Source organism: Janthinobacterium sp. NFX145, assembly GCF_049810325.1.
Taxonomy (GTDB): domain Bacteria; phylum Pseudomonadota; class Gammaproteobacteria; order Burkholderiales; family Burkholderiaceae_D; genus Janthinobacterium; species Janthinobacterium rivuli.
On the sequence record NZ_CP187360.1, the window covers coordinates 5,435,734 to 5,453,893 of the forward strand.

At 62.6% G+C, this 18,160-nt stretch carries 18 protein-coding genes; 3 read left to right on the top strand and 15 right to left on the bottom strand.

Annotated elements, in window-relative coordinates; translation table 11 throughout:
• Positions 1-2: 2 nt before the first annotated feature.
• Together glcE and ACPJXG_RS24325 are read right to left on the bottom strand one after the other, a co-directional pair.
• Positions 3-1,073, bottom strand: coding sequence for a glycolate oxidase subunit GlcE (glcE, locus tag ACPJXG_RS24320; protein ID WP_099403298.1), 1,071 nt, complete (start codon positions 1,071-1,073; stop codon positions 3-5).
• A 16-nt stretch (positions 1,074-1,089) separates the two neighbouring features.
• A complete protein-coding gene (locus tag ACPJXG_RS24325) occupies positions 1,090-2,580 on the bottom strand; it encodes an FAD-linked oxidase C-terminal domain-containing protein (protein WP_425252574.1) in 1,491 nt (496 codons plus the stop codon).
• A gap of 151 nt (positions 2,581-2,731) precedes the next feature.
• Here ACPJXG_RS24325 and ACPJXG_RS24330 point away from each other — a divergent pair, with 151 nt between their 5' ends.
• On the top strand, positions 2,732-3,283 hold the full coding sequence (locus tag ACPJXG_RS24330) for a cob(I)yrinic acid a,c-diamide adenosyltransferase (protein WP_278317760.1): 552 nt from the start codon (positions 2,732-2,734) through the stop codon (positions 3,281-3,283).
• Between the two features lie 20 nt (positions 3,284-3,303).
• Here the strand turns inward: ACPJXG_RS24330 and ACPJXG_RS24335 are convergent, their stop codons facing one another.
• From ACPJXG_RS24335 to ACPJXG_RS24395, 13 genes are all read right to left on the bottom strand, one after another.
• Positions 3,304-3,516 carry a hypothetical protein gene (locus ACPJXG_RS24335; protein WP_139143510.1) on the bottom strand — a complete coding sequence of 71 codons (213 nt, stop codon included), beginning with the start codon at positions 3,514-3,516 and terminating at the stop codon, positions 3,304-3,306.
• Between the two features lie 128 nt (positions 3,517-3,644).
• The gene (locus ACPJXG_RS24340; protein WP_034749095.1) at positions 3,645-3,833 is read right to left on the bottom strand and encodes a hypothetical protein; all 189 of its coding nucleotides are present in this window, start codon (positions 3,831-3,833) and stop codon (positions 3,645-3,647) included.
• Positions 3,834-3,923: 90 nt separating this feature from the next.
• Positions 3,924-4,124 carry a hypothetical protein gene (locus tag ACPJXG_RS24345; RefSeq protein WP_099403301.1) on the bottom strand — a complete coding sequence of 67 codons (201 nt, stop codon included), beginning with the start codon at positions 4,122-4,124 and terminating at the stop codon, positions 3,924-3,926.
• Positions 4,125-4,213: 89 nt separating this feature from the next.
• The gene (locus ACPJXG_RS24350) at positions 4,214-4,405 is read right to left on the bottom strand and encodes a hypothetical protein (protein WP_425252575.1); all 192 of its coding nucleotides are present in this window, start codon (positions 4,403-4,405) and stop codon (positions 4,214-4,216) included.
• Positions 4,406-4,435: 30 nt separating this feature from the next.
• Positions 4,436-4,816 (bottom strand): glutaredoxin family protein, encoded by a 381-nt coding sequence (locus ACPJXG_RS24355; protein WP_425252576.1) that lies wholly within the window; start codon positions 4,814-4,816, stop codon positions 4,436-4,438.
• Positions 4,817-4,898: 82 nt separating this feature from the next.
• Positions 4,899-5,084 carry a hypothetical protein gene (locus tag ACPJXG_RS24360; protein ID WP_425252577.1) on the bottom strand — a complete coding sequence of 62 codons (186 nt, stop codon included), beginning with the start codon at positions 5,082-5,084 and terminating at the stop codon, positions 4,899-4,901.
• 284 nt (positions 5,085-5,368) lie between these two features.
• Positions 5,369-6,517 carry a cytochrome-c peroxidase gene (locus tag ACPJXG_RS24365; RefSeq protein WP_425252578.1) on the bottom strand — a complete coding sequence of 383 codons (1,149 nt, stop codon included), beginning with the start codon at positions 6,515-6,517 and terminating at the stop codon, positions 5,369-5,371.
• Between the two features lie 25 nt (positions 6,518-6,542).
• Positions 6,543-9,092 (bottom strand): TonB-dependent receptor plug domain-containing protein, encoded by a 2,550-nt coding sequence (locus ACPJXG_RS24370; protein WP_278317757.1) that lies wholly within the window; start codon positions 9,090-9,092, stop codon positions 6,543-6,545.
• Positions 9,093-9,304: 212 nt separating this feature from the next.
• Positions 9,305-11,377: an FUSC family protein gene (locus ACPJXG_RS24375; protein WP_176388063.1), complete on the bottom strand. Its 2,073-nt coding sequence runs from the start codon at positions 11,375-11,377 to the stop codon at positions 9,305-9,307.
• Positions 11,378-11,532: 155 nt separating this feature from the next.
• On the bottom strand, positions 11,533-12,501 hold the full coding sequence (locus ACPJXG_RS24380) for an IS1595 family transposase (protein ID WP_402720205.1): 969 nt from the start codon (positions 12,499-12,501) through the stop codon (positions 11,533-11,535).
• 134 nt (positions 12,502-12,635) lie between these two features.
• A complete protein-coding gene (gene dxs, locus ACPJXG_RS24385; protein WP_425252579.1) occupies positions 12,636-14,504 on the bottom strand; it encodes a 1-deoxy-D-xylulose-5-phosphate synthase in 1,869 nt (622 codons plus the stop codon).
• Positions 14,505-15,371, bottom strand: coding sequence for a polyprenyl synthetase family protein (locus ACPJXG_RS24390; RefSeq protein WP_425254790.1), 867 nt, complete (start codon positions 15,369-15,371; stop codon positions 14,505-14,507). It abuts the gene before it with no gap.
• 41 nt (positions 15,372-15,412) lie between these two features.
• A complete protein-coding gene (locus ACPJXG_RS24395) occupies positions 15,413-15,664 on the bottom strand; it encodes an exodeoxyribonuclease VII small subunit (RefSeq protein ID WP_046683420.1) in 252 nt (83 codons plus the stop codon).
• 406 nt (positions 15,665-16,070) lie between these two features.
• Here ACPJXG_RS24395 and ACPJXG_RS24400 point away from each other — a divergent pair, with 406 nt between their 5' ends.
• A complete protein-coding gene (locus ACPJXG_RS24400; protein WP_425252580.1) occupies positions 16,071-17,171 on the top strand; it encodes an aromatic ring-hydroxylating oxygenase subunit alpha in 1,101 nt (366 codons plus the stop codon).
• 56 nt (positions 17,172-17,227) lie between these two features.
• Complete coding sequence (locus tag ACPJXG_RS24405) at positions 17,228-18,151, top strand: DMT family transporter (RefSeq protein WP_322426516.1); 924 nt, start codon at positions 17,228-17,230, stop codon at positions 18,149-18,151.
• Positions 18,152-18,160 lie beyond the last annotated feature (9 nt).

Sequence of the window (18,160 nt, forward strand, 5' to 3'; positions counted from 1 at the left end):
GCTCAATCCATTCTGTGCGGGTTGAAGATGCCGGCCGGGTCGAAAGCCTGCCGCAGGCGCTGGTGGATGGTGGCGATGGCGGGCGCCAGCGGGTGGAACACGCCCACGGCCTTGTCGCCGCCGCGAAACAGCGTGGCGTGGCCGCCGGCGGCCGCCACGGCCTGGCGAATCTGCGCGCTGCCGGCCGCATCGGCGTCGCCATCGAGCTTGAGCCAGCGCTGTGCCCCGCCCCACTCGATCAGCTGGCGCCCCTTTAAAATCATGGCGCTGGCGTGCGGCGGCAGAGACAAGCGCCACAGGCTGCCCGCGCCCGCGAAGAATGCGTGCGTTTGCTCGCGCACGTCCAGCCAGAAGGCGGCCGCGTCATCGTGCGTCAGCACTTCGCCTCCCAGCGATTGCAGGGCCGCCGAGACAGCCGCCTCGGCGCCGGACAGGCGCACCGTCAACACGCCATCGTGCCAGCAGCTGGCCGATATCGGCAGCGGCTTGCCCGCCCACTCATTGAGCATGCGCAAGGCGGCGATTTCCGCGCAGGCCACGCGGAGCGTCGCTTCGCGCAGCGGCAGGGGCAGCACCTTCAGCGACACTTCCAGGATCAGGCCCAAGGTGCCCAGGGACCCCGCCAGCAGGCGCGAGACATCGTAGCCGGCCACGTTTTTCATCACCTGTCCGCCAAAGGCCAGGCGTTCGCCATGGCCATCCATCAGCACGGCGCCCAGCACGAAATCACGCAAGGCCCCCGCGCTGGCCCGGCGCGGGCCGGACAAGGCGCTGGCGACGACGCCGCCCACCGTGGCGCCGGGGCCGAAGTGCGGCGGCTCGAACGCCAGCATCTGGTTGCGCGCGGCCAGCGCCGCCTCGATTTCCAGCAGCGGCGTGCCGCAGCGCGCCGTGATCACCAGCTCCGTCGGTTCATAGTCGATGATGCCCGCATACGCGCGCGTATCGAGCACCTCGCCTGTCAGCTGCTGGCCATACCAGTCTTTCGTGCCGCCGCCGCGCAGGCGCAAGGGGCTGCCCGCCGCGCTGGCCGCCAGGATCTGCTGCCTGAATTGTTCAACGATTGCTTGCAAAAGAGTCTCCGGCGGATTAAAAACGGGGCAGGTTGGCGAACGGCAGCCGCCCCGCCGTCACATGCATCTTGCCGAATTCGGCGCAGCGGTTCAAGGTGGGGATCGCCTTGTCCGGGTTGAGCAAGGTATGCGGATCGAAGGCGCGCTTGACGGCAAAGAAGGCATCGAGTTCGGCGCGTGTAAATTGCACGCACATGGAATTGATCTTTTCCATGCCCACGCCATGTTCGCCCGTGATGGTGCCGCCCACGGCCACGCACAGGGCCAGGATGTCGGCGCCAAACGCTTCGGCGCGCTCGAATTCGCCGGGCATATTGGCGTCGAACAGGATCAATGGGTGCAGATTGCCGTCTCCAGCATGGAACACGTTCGCGCAGCGCAAGCCATGCGTCGTTTCCATGGCGGCGATACCCGTCAACACTTCCGCCAGTTTCTTGCGCGGGATGGTGCCGTCCATGCAGTAGTAATCGGGCGAGATGCGACCGGCGGCGGGAAACGCGTTCTTGCGGCCGGACCAGAATTTCATGCGTTCCGCTTCCGACTGCGACACGGCAATCGCGCTCGCGCCCGCCCCTTCCAGCACGGCCGTCATGCGCGCGATTTCCTCTTCCACTTCCTCGTGCGTGCCGTCCGCTTCGCACAGCAAAATGGCGGCCGCGTCGATGTCGTAGCCGGCCTTGACGAACGGTTCGACCATGCGCGACGACGTCTGGTCCATCATTTCCAGGCCAGCCGGGATAATGCCGGCGGCGATCACGTTGGCCACCGCATTGCCGCCCGTGACGACGTCGTCAAACGACGCCATGATGACTCTGGCCGTCGCCGGTTTCGGTATCAGTTTCACGGTCACTTCCGTGACGATGCCCAGCATGCCTTCGGAGCCGATGAAGACGGCCAGCAGGTCGAGGCCCGGAGCGTCGAGGCATTCGCCGCCCAGTTCCAGCACGTCGCCAGCGATGGTGACGACGCGCACGCGCAGCACATTGTGCACGGTCAGGCCGTATTTCAGGCAATGCACGCCGCCCGAGTTTTCCGCCACGTTGCCGCCGATGCTGCAGGCGATCTGCGACGACGGGTCGGGCGCGTAGTACAAGGCATATTGCGCCACCGCTTCGGAAATGGCCAGGTTGCGCACGCCCGGCTGCACCACGGCGATGCGCGCATACGCATCGACGCGCACGATGCGGTTCAAACGCGCCGTCGACAGCACCACGCCATCGGCGATCGGCAAGGCGCCGCCCGACAGGCCCGTGCCGGCCCCGCGCGGCACGATCGGCACCTTCAACTCGCGGCAGACGCCGAGGATGGCGATGACCTGTTCTTCCGTGTCCGGCAGGGTCACCACCATCGGCAGCTGGCGGTAGGCGGCCAGGCCATCGCATTCATACGGGCGCGTATCTTCGGCGTCGGACAGCACGCAGCGTGCCGGCAGCACGGCCAGCAGGGCAGCGACGACGGCTTGCTGGCGCGCGGCGGTCAATCCGGATTCAGAGGCAGCATTGGGCATAAGATGGAGGGCAAATGAGCATGGGCGTGCAACGATTGTAAGCACAAACGTGGCGTGCAGCGCATTTTTTGTCACAATGGCGGGCAAATGCAGGGCCAGGCGGCGCGCGGTGTCGTATGCTGCCCCCATTCTTCTTTACAGGATCAGCATCATGGGCAACCGACTTTCGAAAATCGCCACGCGCACGGGCGACAATGGCAGCACCGGCCTGGGCGACGGCAGCCGCACCAGCAAGGACAGCGCCCGCATCCACGCCATGGGCGACGTGGACGAACTGAACTCCAATATCGGCTTGCTGCTGTGCGAAGCCATGCCCGACGCCTTGCGCGAGGAGCTGGTGGCCATCCAGCACGACCTTTTCGACCTGGGCGGAGAAATCTGTATCCCCGGCTACCAGCTGATCAAGGAAGAACACGTGCTGCGCCTCGACGACCTGCTGGCGAAATACAATGCGGACTTGCCGGCGCTCTCCGAATTCATCCTGCCGGCCGGCTCGCGCGCCGCCTCGCTCGCGCATGTATGCCGCACCGTGTGCCGCCGCGCCGAGCGCAGCATCGTCGCGCTGGCCAATGCGGAACCACTGCACGAGCATCCGCGCCAGTATGTGAACCGCCTGTCGGACCTGCTGTTCGTGCTGTCGCGCGTGCTCAACCGCTTTGCCGGCGGCGATGACGTGCTGTGGCGGCATGACCGCGCCAGATGACGCGGCCATGCACGTGTTGCTTATTCCGGCATCTCGGGATAGATGCCATTACGGCAGTTTTCAACGCAGAAATTGTAGTTGTCGCGGCAGGAAGCGTCACCCCGGCCTTCGTCGAGACAAATTCCCCTTAATTGGGCGCACTGGAAACCACAGCTTGGAGTGCTGTTTGCCGCCTTGTTGAACGACAGGCTGGCACCTGCAACAAAAAGAAAAAAAGCGATTTTTTTAAACATGCTGTTCCTTAGTGAGCGACGTGAAGTAAACACGCAACATGCCGCCGTTTCATGTTGCGCCCAAAGACAAGGGATAGAATCGGCTAGCGCCTTTCTTCAGCACCGGCCAGAATAGTTATTAGATTTTCCTAGCCGCAGGCCTGAAGACACACTTTATTGGCGCGGACGCATGAAGGAACACTGAACTCCATGACACAGGCATCGAGCGCCATATAGCACTCGGACTGGCATTCGGAAATGTCGGCGGTACTACTGGCCATCGCATACGAGGCGCTGACGCCCATGGCAAACAAAAAGAAACCCAGTTTTTTGAACATAAGTAATCCTTTGTGGAAATGAGGCACTGCAGGACGGATGAGGTGATTCGGCCGGCCTGGCCAGGAGACCGGCAGACCGGCAATCATTATTTACGGCAAGTATGGATCGCAGCTTTGATTGCACATCTGGTGAATCTTGGAGCAAGCGCCTGGCGACCTCGGATGGTCCGTCATGCACTGCACCAGATCGTCGTCACACTGCGCATAGCATTCCGGCTCGCCGCCGCCGGCGATCGCATACGAGGCGCTGACGCCCATGGCAAACAAAAAGAAACCCAGTTTTTTGAACATAAGCACTCCTGTTGAATTGACAGACGATGAGTAACAGCCATGGCGCGCCGTCTCTTACGCGCCATCGATCAGCTGGCATTGCCTCCGCGTCAATGACGCGGCGGACGCAGACATTCCTTCTGGCAAGCCTGATAATTTTCCACGCAGGCAGGCTGGCCGAATTCCACGCAATCGAGCAGGTTGCGTTCGCAGACAAAGGTGCAGTCAGGGCCAAAGGCCTGGGCACTGAAGGACAGCGCGGCGCCGGCGGCAAACAGGAACGCGGCAATCTTTTTGAACATGGTCAGCCTTTCAAGTTAACGATTGAAACGTCAGATTTTCTTCAGCGCCGCTTCCAGCGCGCCCGTATTGAAACCCTGGATCTTGCGGTTGCCGATCAACACCACGGGCACGCCGCCACCACCGAGTGCTTCATGGGCTTTTCTTGCTTCCGGGGATTTCTCGATATCAAGATCGACGAATTCGATCTTGTTTTCCTTGAAGTAGGCGCGCGTCTTGGCGCAATAGCCGCACCAGTCCGTGCCGTACAGCACCACTTTCGTCTGGGCGTTCGGGAAATACGCGGCGTAATTGCCCTCGGTGTAATTCGACTTGAGCAAGCCGGGCAACAAGGACAGGCCATAACCGCTGCCCAGGCCGGCGGCCAGTATCAAGCCATACATGGCGATGGTTTTAATTTTTTTCTGCATCATAAGTATTGTCAGGGGCGTCAAGAATCGAGGGCGACCGGTGCAGCATGCGCTTGCCGGCCGCCTCGCAATGCAAAAACAGCTATCAGGCGCCGGCTTGGCAGGCTCTCAGGCAGGCTTTGTAATTGTTGCTGCACAATGGGGATCTGTCGCCATACATCATCTTGCATTCCCGCAGTTCCTCCTCGCAGCTATAGCAGTCGATATCGGAAGCGATGGCATAGGAAGCGCTCAGTCCCAAGGTAAAAATAAACGCGGCAATCTTTTTCATTTACTACTCTCCATGTTGGCGATGGCATCAGGCAAAGCCGGCAATCGCGTCAGATCAGTCGTAAAAAATCCATACAGATTTCGTCTTTGCTTGCTACGAAAACGAATATAGACCGCACTTATTTTAGAGTCAACGTTTCCTTTCGATAAATTTCCAGTTTGGAAAATATATCGGGAAAGCCCGTGAAATGTGGAATTTGGAGAGATTGGCAGGCGTCAAACGTCTATACAATATCGGCGCCGCATGCAGGAAAAGGCCGGTTGCGGGCGCAACCGGCCGAGCGGCTACAGCACTTCGAGAAAACTCTTCAGCGCGATGATTTCCTCGGATGTCAGCTGCAATTGCTGCAGCAAGGGCGAGGTAACGGGAAACTTCGGATCGGCCGCCTGTTCGGCGTTGCGCGGCACGGGGCGCGACATGCCCGCGTTGTACATGTTCAGCAAGCCCACCATCTGCGGGAACAGGCCATTGTGCATCCACGGCCCCGATTGTGCCACGCCGCGCAAGCCGGGCGTTAGGAACTTGCCCACGTCCTCATCCTTGCCCGTCACCAGGTAGCGTCCCAGGTCTTCATATTTCTTGCGCCCGTAATACGTCAGTCCCAGGTTGTGAAATTGCTGGTCCGTCAGCATGGCGCTGCTGTGGCACGTCATGCAGCGCGCCTTGGTGCGGAACAGATGCAGACCCAGCAGTTCGCGGTCGTTCAAGTCCGTGCGCCGGCCCTCCAGGAAAGTATCGAAGCGCGTGACGGGCGGCAGCACCGTGCGCTGGTAGTCGGCCAGCGCCGTCAGGATGCGCGGCAGGGTCACGCCGGCCCCCTCGCCAAAGGCGGCGTCGAACTGCGCCGGGTAATCGTCCAGTTTGGCCAGCTTGGCCGCCAGGGCTGGCACGTCCATGGCCATCTCGTCCGGATGCTGCAAGGGGCCCAGCGCCTGCTCTTCGAGGGTGGCCGCGCGGCCGTCCCAGAACAGCGGCTTGAGCTGGCCCACGCCCAGCAAGCCAGGCGCATTGCGCTGTCCCAGTCGTCCTTCGTGGCCGACGGAGGTACGCTTGCTGTCGGCAAAGCTGTGGGCCGGACTGTGGCAGCTGATGCAAGCCACCGCGTTCGAGCGCGACAAGCGTGGATCGTTGAACAGGCGCTGCCCCAGCGACGCCACGGCCGGCGCCACCTGCGGTGCGGGCATGGCCGAGACGGGTGCCATTTCCTGCGGCGTGACGCCATCAGCCACCTGCGGCCGGGGCCAGCTGGCGATGGGCTGCGCGTACGTCTGCCGCAGGCACGCCATGTCCCAGCCCTTGTCCGCCGCGCAGGCCGCGCTGGCGGGCACGGCATCGCTGGCGCGGCCATCCATGCTTATCATCAGGCCCGCGCCGCCCACCAGCAAGGCGGCCACGGCGAAGGTGGTTTTTTTCAGGTGGGATGCGATGCTCATGCGCCTGCCGTCATGGTCGTTGTCATCAGAAGCGGTAACCGAGTTCCAGCGTGAACTGGCGGCCTTTTTCATACACCAGCGCGGTAGCGGACTGATACAGCGGGTTGGTGCGGTTGGTGAGGTTTTCAATGCCCAGGTTGACGAATCCTTCGCCCGGGCCCGTTTTCGGCAATGCATATTGCACGCGCATGTCCCAGCTGATGGACTTGCCCACCGTGATGTCCTTGAAAACCGTCGCCACGCCACCGTCGAACATCAGCGATTCGCCCGTTGTCACCATGCCCGTTTCCGGACCCCGCACGCGGAAGAAATTATCCACTTTCAGGCGGTAGGCAGGCACGTCCGTCGACAGCAGCAGGCGCGCCGTCCAGGGCCGGTTGTAATTATTCGCCGGGCGGTCGATCCAGCGCACAAACTTGCCCTGGTAATAGATGTAGTCATCGAGTTCGCCGGCGAGATTGCTCAGAGTGTCATCGTAGCTGGCGTGCGACGAACGGGTGCGCGTGTGGTCATAGGCGAACTGCACCTGCGTGCTGCTGCCGCCCCAGCGCAGCGGACGCGCCGTTTCGGCCGCCAGCGTCCACACCTTGCTGTCGGTGCTGCCAATATTATCCCAATAATAATGGGCGGCCGATTCCAGGTGCTGCACGATTTCGTCGCGCCCCTCGCGCAGCACGCGCTTGGCGCTCCACTTCACGCCGCCCCAAAGATGGCTGACGCCCAGCATTTTTTCATCCGTGTACGGCGTTTTCATGTCGCCCAGCTGGTACCAGGTCCAGTTGGTGGCCATCTCGGGCGCGGCCCAGTCTTTCAGCAGGCCGCCCGACAGGGTGCGCGTCTGCGCCTTCGTCTGCAGTGCCAGGCGCTTCGAGTTGGCATAAAAATCGAAGAAATTGCGGCCATAGTAGCGGTTGGCGCCCACTTCGACCTGCGTCGTGCCCTTGCCCGCCACGTCCCAGAACGCCGACAGGCGCGGCGCGATGCTCGACTTGGGCGACAGGTCGTCGCTGTCGTAACGCGCGCCCAGGCGCAGGCGCACATTGCCGGCCCGGATATCGTCCTGCAAAAAGGCACCGCGCGTCTTGTTGCTCAGCTCATAGCCGCCCGCGTAATAAATGACGCGCGACGACAGGTATTGGCCGCGCACATTTGAGGCCGCGTTCCAGGGCGTCGCGAGGGAACAGTATTGCGTATCGACGCCGCCCACCATATTGCAGGTGCTGGTATTGACCGACGCCGTGTACTGTTCGTACGTGGTGTTGCGCTGGTAACTCGAATGCTGGGTGCCCAGTTCCAGACCCGCCTGGAAGGTGTGCGTGGCGCCCAGCAGGGCGAACGACTCCCACTTCAGCTTGCCTTGATACTGGGCGCTTTCCTGCTCCTGGTCAACGTCGCCATAGCCGCCCTCGTTGCTGGACCAGCCCGTCGCGCCCGTGCCCGTCTTGACGCCCCAGTTCTTGTTGCTCGAATAGCGCCAGCCTTTCCAGACGGTGGCATCGGCATCGCGCGAGCTGTCCATCCTGTTCCAGCTCAAACGGTGTTCCGCCGTGGCGTTGCCCAACAGCGCTATCGGGTGGGTCAGGCCCAGGTTGAGGCCATTGCCGCCGCTTTTCAAATGATACGTGCTGTTCTTCGCATTGGCGATGAAATAGTCGCCGTCTGACGGTGCATGCATGAGAGAAAAATCGGCCAGCACGCCGGGGCTGATGCTCCAGAAACCGCGCACAAAGGCGTTGTCGCTGCCGCGCCGCTGCACCTTGCGATTGGCGTCGCTTGCGCTCTGCAGGCCGTTGCCGTAACCATTCAGCGGAATTTCCGAGGTCTTGCGGATGAAGCTGCCGATCAGGCTGAAATTCTCCGTCACCTTGCCCTGCAGCGCGGCGCGGTACGTCCATTTCTCGAATTCCGGCTGCAAGTCGGCCGTGGCCGAGTTGGCAGCGCTTTCCCGCTGCGCGTCGCTGAGTTTGTACTTCATCCACGCCGAGCGCGTGCTTTCGACCGACACCTGGCCGGCCAGCTTGCGCGCGGGCGCGCAGGTATTGGCATTGACGACGCCGCCCTTGAAACGGCCATATTCGGCGCCGATGTTCGAGTCGAGCACCGTCACATCGCACAGCAGACTGGTATCGACTGCAAAGCCCTGGCTGGCCGACGGCGGCGTGGTGAGACTGGCAGGATTGTTGCTGCCCGGGCCGATATCGTTGTTGAGCGACATGCCATCCATCTGGTACAGATTGTCGTAGAACTTGGCGCCATTGATGCTGATGTCGGCTGGCGCCAGCTCGCCCTGGGTGGCGGAGGCTTGCTGCTTGTTATCGAATTGCACGCTGGGATTGATACGCAACAAACTGGTGATATTGCCGTCGATTCCATTCATGGCTTCGATCTGGCGCTTGTCCAGGCGCTGTTCGCCCACGGATTCGCGCTCGGCCTGCAAACGCACTTCGGGCAGCACTTGCGGCGTGGATTCTTCGCTGTCGGTGTCGGCGGCAAAAACACATGGCGTGACGGCGCTGGCGCCAAAGGCCAGGCTGATGGCCAACACGGACTGGCGCACGGTAAGAATGGAAGACATGGAAACCTTGCAACTGCGGATGAGAAGGCGGCAGTCTCATGATGCCGTCCTTCACTCGCGTCGCCAGTGTCGCCTTCTCATGCTGCCAGTCACAAATGATAACGATTACCATTTGCATTGACAATGCAGGAAAATCAAGACTCGGCCGTTTTTTTGACATGGGTAAAAATTTCAGCCGTCTTGTTGCATCCTCACCACGCCTGCTTTGTCATTCAGGCGCCTGACGCCACGCCACCTGGCTGCGCTTGCGCCAGCACATGCTCGCGCAGCAAGCCGCGCAGCAGCTGCACCTGGGCCACGGCATCGGCTTGCAGCGGCGTCAGGCTGTCGGCAAGACACGGGCCAGGCGCGCCGGCAGTGGCTTCACCGCGCAGCAGCGCATCGATTTCCCCGCTGACCTCGGCAATCCACCGTTGCAATGCCGGCGGCGCCGGCTCGGCCTGGGGACTCAGGCTGATGCGCGCCGTGCTGCCTGCCACGCGGCGCAGCAGCGGCAAGGTGCGCAGCGCCGCCAGGCCCACGCCACTGCTGCGGTCCAGGCGGCGCTCGATGCGCAAGCGCTGCAGCACCTGTTCCGCGTTATTGCTGGCCAGCCCCGCCTCGCGGCGCAGGCGCGCGATGGCGCTGTCCCATTTACCACCGGCGGCCAGCACGGCCAGCAAGTATTTCAGGTTGGCCGACACGGCTTGCGCCAGGCGCTGATCCAGGTCGTCCGCCTCGCGGTCCGGCCACAGGAAAAACGTGGCCAGCAAGGCCAGCACGCAGCCGAGCACATTGTTGCCGAGGCGGCTCATGGCATACACCATCTCGCTGGCCGGCGCCGCATAGTCGGCCACCAGCACGAAGGCGGGCGTCATGAACAGCACGTGCAGGCTGTAGCTGACACGGCGCAAGGCCATGGTGGCAACGATCAAGGGAAACACCACCAGCGAGATGCCCAGCGGCGTGTAAATGGCCAGGCCGATCAGCACGGCCAGCACGGCGCCCAGCACGCTGCCCGCGACCCGTTCGATGCCGCGCGGCCAGGTGGTCGACACGGACGGCTGCAGTATCAGCAAGGTCGCCATCGTGGCCCAGTAGCCGAACGGAATATGCAAGGCCTCGACCAGCAGGAAGCCGGCCGTCGTCGCCAGCGACACGCGCGCCGCATGGCGCCAGCTCAGCGACTGCGGCGTGGCGTTGACTTTCGCCGTTTGCCAGGCCTGCCCCAGCGCCAGGAAAGCGGCCTCGCGCCACGGCAGCTGCGCCGCGCGCGGCAAGCCCAGTTCCATGAAATCCACGTTCAGGCGCAAGGGCAGCAAGGCGCCCAGCGCCGCTTCCAGGCGCCGTCCGCAGCCCGCCAGGCGGCGCTGCAATGCCAGCGGCGGCGTTGCCGGCTGGCGCTGCACGGCTTGCCCCAGGCGGCGCAGCAGCACGGCCATCACTTCCAGGCTGCGCCGCGCGCGCGGGTCCTGGCGCAGGCGCTGCTGCTCGCGCTCGCACGTATGCGTGACGGCGATCAGATAGGCGAAGATGCGCTCGGCATCGCTGAGCGCCAGCAGCAGGTTGTCGTACAGGGCGCTGCGTCCCGCGCGCGCCGGCGGCACGGCGGCCAGCGCCACGCGCGCCGCTTCCAGCGCGGCGCGCGCCTGCGAACGGTAGCTGGCGCCATGCGCGGCAACACCTGCCTGCGCGGCGCCATGTTCGAGGAAGCGCGCATTGTCGCGCGCGATGCCGGCCAGGCGCGAATACGCGGCGCGGATGGCGCGTCTGGCAGGGCTGAACGGGTGGATGCGCCAGACGGTAAAACTGAGCACGGTGGCGAACAGGCAACCGAACATGTACAGGCCCAGGAAAGGCGCCGTCTGCGTCATCGATTCCAACGGATGCGTGACCATCACCACGCAGGCCGTGGCCGCCAGGATGGCCACCTGCGCCGTGGCCGCGCCCCAGATGCGCGCCAACGCGCCGGCCCAGGAAAACAGCAGCACGGCAATGGCCGCCGCCGCCACGCCATGCCCGGCCGCCAGCGCCGTCAGGCCGCCGGCGACCGTCGACAGCAAGCCGAAGCCCACCATCGAGACGAAGCGCATGCGCCGCGTGCCCGCCGCGTCGGCCAGACAGGTCCAGAAGGCGCCGATGGCGGCCCAGGAAAAATCGGGGTGGTCGAACAGCAGGCCCAGCAGCAGCATGGCACTCGAGGCGCAAGCGGCCCGCAGACCCTCGGACAGATTCGTTTCGTCGATGGCCAGACTGACCATCCACAGGGGACGGCGCTGCGCCAGCTTGTCGGTATAGGCGTGCATGCCCGTCAGCCAGCGGCCGGCCAGTGCGCGCGTACGGCGGTGAAGTTTCCTGAAGTGCAAGTTGGACTTTGAAAAGGTATCAAAGCGTCATCGTAGCATTCCCCGGCAGAAAATGTTGCAGTGCAGCGTAAAATTCCTGCGAACGAAAAAAAAGGCTATGTCACCGTCAAATGTGGGAATGCGCCCAGCGTTGCTTTCAATAACGTTTCCGGTGAGCGGATACGCCTGGCGTCGAGTATCCAGCGCCATCCCAGGTAGTTCGGCAGGTAGCGCGTCGCCACGCCATGAAACGGACCCAGCCATTGCCGCAAACGGCTGTGATAGGCATTGACGTTCTGCACATGGGCGGCGCCCTGCACGCGGATGCCGGCGCGCAAGTTGACGGCCTGGTGGCTGATGCCCGCTTCCCTCGCAAAGGCCCGGTAGGCGGCATGGCCATCAGTCACCAGCAGCACGTCCTTGTCGATGACAGGCAACAAGCAATGATGCAGCTGCGCTTTCGTCAACGCCCCTTTCCCCGTGACAAAATCGAGCGTCTGCCCCGTGCGGTCGCGTGCCACCAGGATGCAGACCTGTTCATTGGAAATGCCGCGCTTGTGGGCATGGCCGCCCCGGCGGCGCGCCGGACGCGTCATGTTTCTGGATCCCTTTTCCGATTCCAGCAGATATAACTCGTCGGCTTCGGCAATGCCGTGCAAACCATGCGGTCTGTCCGTCTTTGCCAACGACAAAAACCGGTGGCGCCAGCGGAACGTCGTGTTGCGGTGTACGCCCAGCTGTAACGCCGCCTTGCGCACGGAATCCGATGCCAGCAGGTAATCGGCATAATCGAGCCACAGCGCCTTGTGGCGCAAGCGGGCCAGCGGCGTGCCCGTCAAGGCATTGAAGGTGCGGCCGCAGGACACGCAGCGGTAGCGCTGCAAACCGTGCGCATGGCCATGCCGGTGCAAGTGGTCTGAATGGCAGGCGGGACAGGCCAATCGCGGTTGGGCCACACTTTCCAGCAGCGCGACGGTCGCGTCGTGTGGCGCGCTGCCACACAGCAGGGCAATGCTTGCTTGCCGCTGACGCTGGCTCAACTGAGCAAACTGCGCAATCAAGGTGATCCATTCGGCTGGCCGCATGATCTGCTCCTGCAGGGTGGGTATGCAGAGTCAGACAGCACGGTCACAGGAAGATTCCGGCATTTCCCCTACTTGCCGATGACAGAGCCAAAAAAAGCGGCACCGCAGTGCCGCTTCTCAGTATGCAGGCAAACTTAGCTGACGGCGGCCAGGCGCGGCTGCGTGCCGCCAAAACGCTGCTCGATCGACGCGGCGATGCCGTTCGCATCGAGACCCACGCTTTTCAGCAACTGCACGGGGTCGCCATGGTCGATGAAGACGTCTGGCAAACCCAGCATCAGGATCGGCTTGACGATCCCTTCCGCCGCCAGCGCTTCGGCCACGGCCGAACCGGCGCCGCCCATGATGCAGCCCTCTTCCACCGTCACCAGGTAATCGTGTTCCGCAGCCAGCTGTTTCACCAGCGCCACGTCGAGCGGCTTGACGAAGCGCATGTTGGCGACCGTCGCGTCGAGCTTCTCGCCCGCCGCCACGCTCGGCGCCACCATCGAGCCGAAGGCGAGGATGGCGATGCGCTTGCCGTGGCGCTTGAGCTCGCCCTTGCCGATCTCGATGCTGGTCAGTTCCGGCACGATGGCCACGCCCGCACCGGCGCCGCGCGGATAGCGGATGGCGGCCGGGCCCGGATAGTGGTAACCCGTGGTGAGCATCTGGCGGCATTCGTTTTCGTCCGACGCGGCCATGACGACCATGTTCGGGATGCAGCGCAGAAACGCCATGTCGTAGTTGCCCGCATGCGTGGCGCCATCGGCGCCCACCAGGCCGGCACGGTCCAGGGCGAACGTCACGTCCAGGTTTTGCAGGGCCACGTCGTGGATCAGCTGGTCGTAGGCGCGCTGCAGGAACGTGGAATAGATGGCCACGACGGGTTTCAAGCCTTCGCAAGCCAGGCCTGCGCCGAAGGTCACGGAATGCTGCTCGGCAATGCCGACGTCGAAATAGCGGTTCGGATATTGCTGTTCGAACTTGACCATACCCGAACCTTCGCGCATGGCCGGCGTGATGCCCACCAGGCGCTTGTCGTGCGCGGCCATGTCGCACAGCCAGTTGCCGAACACTTCCGTGTACGTCATCTTGGCCGGCGCCGTGGCTGGCTTGATGCCTTCCGCCGGATTGAACTTGCCCGTGCCGTGGTACAGGATCGGCTCCGCCTCGGCCAGCTTGTAGCCTTGCCCCTTCTTGGTGACCACGTGCAGGAATTGCGGGCCCTTCAGTTGCTTGATGTTTTGCAAGGTCGGGATCAGCGAATCGAGGTCGTGGCCATCGATGGGGCCGATATAGTTAAAACCGAATTCCTCGAACATGGTGGCGGGCACGACCATGCCTTTGGCGTGCTCTTCAAAGCGCTTCGCCAGCTCCAGCACGGGGCCGGGCAAGACGGACTTGCCGACATTTTTCGCGGCCGCATAGAACTGGCCCGACATCAAGCGCGCCAGGTGGCGGTTCAGCGCGCCCACGGGCGGCGAGATCGACATGTCGTTGTCGTTCAGGATCACCAGCAGGTTGACGTCTTCTTGCACGCCAGCATTGTTCATCGCCTCGAAGGCCATGCCGGCCGTCATCGAGCCGTCGCCGATCACGGCGATCGCGTGCAGCGGGTCGCCCTTGATCTTGGCGGCCTGGGCCATGCCCAGCGCGGCCGAGATCGACGTCGACGAATGCGCCGTGCCGAAGGTGTCGTATTCGCTTTCATCGCGTTTCGGGAAGCCGGAAATGCCGTCCTTCTGGCGCAGGGTGTGCATGCGCTCGCGGCGGCCCGTGAGAATCTTGTGCGAATAGGTCTGGTGGCCCACGTCCCACACGATGCGGTCGTGCGGCGTGTTGAACACGTAATGCAGCGCGACGGTCAGCTCGACCGTGCCCAGGTTGGACGACAAGTGGCCGCCCGTCTTGGAAACGGAATCGAGCAGGAAGCCGCGCAATTCCTGCGCCAGCGGCACCAGTTGCGAGCGGGCCAGCTTGCGCACTTGCGCTGGTTCATTGATGGTTTCTAACAGTTTCATTTATGCCTTCCGCTGCACGACCAGGTCTGCCAGCTCGCGCAGACGGCGTGCCTTGTCCCCGAATGGCGCCAGCGCCGCATGGGCGTCGCACCGCAATTGTTCTGCCAGGGCTCTCGATGGTTCCAGCCCCAGTATCGATACGTAAGTGGGCTTGTTGGCGGCCGCATCCTTGCCTGCCGTCTTGCCCAGGGTGGCCGAATCGGCCGTGGCGTCGAGCACGTCGTCGACCACCTGGAACGCCAGCCCGACAGCGCGCGCATACGCGTTCAGCGCCGTCATCTCGTCTGGCGTCAAGTCCTTGCCGGCCAGCGCGCCGAGGATCACGGCCGCGCGCAGCAAGGCGCCCGTTTTCAGTTGATGCATCTGTTCCAGCTGCGGCAAGGTCAAGGCCAGGCCGACGCTGTCGAGGTCGATCGCCTGGCCGCCGCACATGCCGCTAGACCCGGAAGCCTGTGCCAGCAGGCGCACCATGGCCATTTGCCGCGCTGGCGGAATGGCCGCGCCTTCGGCCAGCAGCATGAAGGCCTGCGATTGCAGGGCGTCGCCGACCAGCAGGGCCGTCGCTTCATCGTAGGCGATGTGCACGGTGGGTTTGCCACGGCGCAAGGCATCGTCATCCATGCACGGCATGTCGTCATGCACGAGCGAATACACGTGAATCATTTCCAGCGCGCAAGCGGCGCGCGCGAGGGTATCTTGATCGGCATCAAACAATTCGCCAGCCGCCATCACCAGCAGCGGGCGCACGCGCTTGCCGCCACCGAGCAGCGCATAGCGCATGGCCGCGTGCAGCTTGTGCGGCACGACGTCCGCCGCCGGCAGGAACTGGTCGAGCCGAGCTTCCACGCCGGACTGGGTCGCTTGCATCCAGTCGCCGAAGGTCACGCCGTCTTGTTGCACGCTGGCCATCATTGGGCGGCCTCGCCGGCATCCACGAACGGTTTCAACATGTCGCCTTCCAATACTTTCACCTGCGCTTCGACACTGTCGAGCTGGGTAGCGCAATACTTGACCAGTTCCGAGCCGCGCTGGTAGGCCGCGACCGATGCTTCCAGCGGCAACTGGCCCGCTTCCATTTGCGTTACCAGCTGCGCCAGTTCCGCCATCGCCTCTTCAAACGAGGCCGGCGCTGCGGCAGCGGCAGTTAATTTCTTCGACATAGACTCAGATCTCTTCGTGGCACGAGGGGCTTGTAGGGAGACGCCGGGGATTCCCGGCCAGCATAGAAGCGTTATTTTAGAACAAACCACACTATTAAGTGAAAACTAAAGCGCAATCGGCGCGCTCAAAGTCAATAGCGTTGCCAGCTTGGCAGTGAATTTTAGCGCAATCGCCCCCATCTACAGGAAATTGCGCGCCAAATGACAATGTTTCTCATTAATAGCCTATTTGCCGGGGGGGTTTTGATAATGCCGAGGCCGATCCGCGCTATAATCGCCGGTTCTGTCCGAAATACCGTTTCAACAAATTTGAATTCAGGTCTTTGCGGATTCTTTCTCTCTGTAGCGGCTGCCCAGGGAATGGCCTGGGGCACTGCTGACCGTTGTACATTTATGGGGGGTTGGGATGTCCGATCTGGCTACTCACGCCAAGCTGGCGCGCTCAAACGCGCAACTTCCGGTCCACGTCTATTTTGACGAAACGCTGTTGCAGCGTGAAATGCAGCAATTGTTCCAAGCCGGCCCGCGCTATGTCGGGCATGAGCTGATGGTGCCGGAAACCGGCGATTTTGCGACCCTGGCGTCTGAGAACGAAGGGCGCATGCTCGTGCGCAACGCCAATGGCATCGAAGTGCTGTCCAACGTGTGCCGCCACCGGCAGGCGCTGATGTTCAATGGCCGCGGCAATGCAAACAACATCGTCTGCCCGCTGCACCGCTGGACCTACGACCTCAAGGGCGAACTGATCGGCGCGCCGCATTTCCCCGAGACGCCGTGCCTGAACCTGTCGAAAACGCCGCTGCAAAGCTGGAATGGCTTGCTGTTCGAGCAAAATGGCTACAACGTGATGGAAAAATTGAAAGATTTTTCCGTCTCGAAAGAACTCGATTTTTCCGGTTACATGTTCGACCACGTGGAAATCCACGAGTGCGACTACAACTGGAAGACCTTCATCGAAGTCTATCTGGAAGACTATCACGTGGAACCGTTCCATCCGGGCCTGGGCAGCTTCGTCAGCTGCGATGACCTGCGCTGGGAGTTCGGCAAGGATTACAGCGTGCAAACGGTGGGCGTGCATCGCGGCTTGCAGCAGGCCGGTTCGCCCGCCTACAAGAAATGGCAGGAGCAGGTGCTGCAATTCCGTGGCGGCGAAGCACCGCCGTATGGCGCCATCTGGCTGACCCTGTATCCGAACATCATGGTGGAATGGTATCCGCACGTGCTGATCGTCTCGACCCTGTGGCCCGACGGTCCGCAAAAGACGCGCAACGTGGTCGAGTTCTATTATCCGGAAGAAATCGTGCTGTTCGAGCGCGACTTCGTCGAAGCGGAACGGGCCGCCTACATGGAAACCTGCGTCGAGGACGATGAAATCGCCCTGCGCATGGATGCGGGCCGCAAGGCCCTGATGGCGCGCGGCGTGAGCGAAGTGGGCCCTTACCAGTCGCCCATGGAAGACGGCATGCAGCATTTCCACGAGTGGTACCGCAACAATATCGAACTGTAATTCCCTCCAGGGCCGCCTCGTGCGGCCTTTTTCATTTCCGTCACCAGGATGTATTCATGCAGTCTTTATGGATGTTATTTGCCAGTTTCATGTTCGCCATCATGGGCGTGTGCGTCAAACTGGCGTCGGATATGTATTCGACGTCCGAAATCGTCATGTACCGCGGCATCATCGGCATGACCGTCATGAGCTGCACGATTTTGTACCAGGGCGGCAGTTTTAAAACCACGATGCCGGGCCAGCATCTGTGGCGCGGCGTGGTGGGCGTGATCGCCCTGTGGCTGTGGTTTTATGCGATCGCCATCCTGCCGCTGGCCACGGCCATGACGCTGAACTATATGGCGCCCATCTGGATCGCCGTGATCCTGCTGGCCGGTGGCTGGTGGAAAGCAACAAAACAAGTCGAGTGGCCGCTGGTGGCGGCCATTGCCATGAGCTTTGTCGGCGTGACCCTGCTGCTGCAACCCGTGTTCGAAACGGACCAGGCGGCCGGCGCCATCACGGCCTTGATTTCCGGCATGCTGTCGGCCCTCGCCTATTTGCAGGTGCGCAAGCTGGGCTTGCTGGGCGAACCCGAATACCGGGTCGTGTTTTATTTCTCGGTCGTCAACTTCCTGGCCGGCGTGATCGGCCACGTGGCCAGCGCTGGCGGCGGCCACGTCGTCTGGCACGCGCACACGAGCGGCTATGGCATCGGCTTGCTGGCCGCCATCGGCCTGTGCGCCACCATGGCGCAGATGGCCATGACGCGCGCCTATCGCCTGGGCAAGACCCTCGTGGTGGCGAACTTGCAATACACGGGCATCGTCTTTTCCAGCTTCTGGGGCGTGGTGATCTTCGGCGACCTGTTCGACTGGCACGGCTGGGCCGGCATCGGCATCATTCTCGCGTCCGGCATTGCGGCAACCTATTACAATACCCGCAACACGGCCCGTGGCGCGGCGATCGCGCGCACGGATCCGATTGCCAGCGAAGTGTAAAGGAGCGTT

What these genes read in the sequence shown, in the direction of transcription:
- ACPJXG_RS24335 (WP_139143510.1), bottom strand. Translation starts at nt 3,516, where the DNA reads ATGTTTAAAAAAATCGCTTTTTTTCTTTTTGTTGCAGGTGCCAGCCTG.
- ACPJXG_RS24400 (WP_425252580.1), top strand. Translation starts at nt 16,071, where the DNA reads ATGTCCGATCTGGCTACTCACGCCAAGCTGGCGCGCTCAAACGCGCAA.
- ACPJXG_RS24405 (WP_322426516.1), top strand. Translation starts at nt 17,228, where the DNA reads ATGCAGTCTTTATGGATGTTATTTGCCAGTTTCATGTTCGCCATCATG.
- ACPJXG_RS24330 (WP_278317760.1), top strand. Translation starts at nt 2,732, where the DNA reads ATGGGCAACCGACTTTCGAAAATCGCCACGCGCACGGGCGACAATGGC.
- ACPJXG_RS24395 (WP_046683420.1), bottom strand. Translation starts at nt 15,664, where the DNA reads ATGTCGAAGAAATTAACTGCCGCTGCCGCAGCGCCGGCCTCGTTTGAA.
- ACPJXG_RS24325 (WP_425252574.1), bottom strand. Translation starts at nt 2,580, where the DNA reads ATGCCCAATGCTGCCTCTGAATCCGGATTGACCGCCGCGCGCCAGCAA.
- ACPJXG_RS24380 (WP_402720205.1), bottom strand. Translation starts at nt 12,501, where the DNA reads ATGCGGCCAGCCGAATGGATCACCTTGATTGCGCAGTTTGCTCAGTTG.
- ACPJXG_RS24365 (WP_425252578.1), bottom strand. Translation starts at nt 6,517, where the DNA reads ATGAGCATCGCATCCCACCTGAAAAAAACCACCTTCGCCGTGGCCGCC.
- dxs (WP_425252579.1), bottom strand. Translation starts at nt 14,504, where the DNA reads ATGAAACTGTTAGAAACCATCAATGAACCAGCGCAAGTGCGCAAGCTG.
- ACPJXG_RS24350 (WP_425252575.1), bottom strand. Translation starts at nt 4,405, where the DNA reads ATGTTCAAAAAGATTGCCGCGTTCCTGTTTGCCGCCGGCGCCGCGCTG.
- ACPJXG_RS24345 (WP_099403301.1), bottom strand. Translation starts at nt 4,124, where the DNA reads ATGTTCAAAAAACTGGGTTTCTTTTTGTTTGCCATGGGCGTCAGCGCC.
- ACPJXG_RS24355 (WP_425252576.1), bottom strand. Translation starts at nt 4,816, where the DNA reads ATGATGCAGAAAAAAATTAAAACCATCGCCATGTATGGCTTGATACTG.
- ACPJXG_RS24390 (WP_425254790.1), bottom strand. Translation starts at nt 15,371, where the DNA reads ATGCAAGCGACCCAGTCCGGCGTGGAAGCTCGGCTCGACCAGTTCCTG.
- ACPJXG_RS24375 (WP_176388063.1), bottom strand. Translation starts at nt 11,377, where the DNA reads ATGCACGCCTATACCGACAAGCTGGCGCAGCGCCGTCCCCTGTGGATG.
- ACPJXG_RS24370 (WP_278317757.1), bottom strand. Translation starts at nt 9,092, where the DNA reads ATGTCTTCCATTCTTACCGTGCGCCAGTCCGTGTTGGCCATCAGCCTG.
- ACPJXG_RS24360 (WP_425252577.1), bottom strand. Translation starts at nt 5,084, where the DNA reads ATGAAAAAGATTGCCGCGTTTATTTTTACCTTGGGACTGAGCGCTTCC.
- ACPJXG_RS24340 (WP_034749095.1), bottom strand. Translation starts at nt 3,833, where the DNA reads ATGTTCAAAAAACTGGGTTTCTTTTTGTTTGCCATGGGCGTCAGCGCC.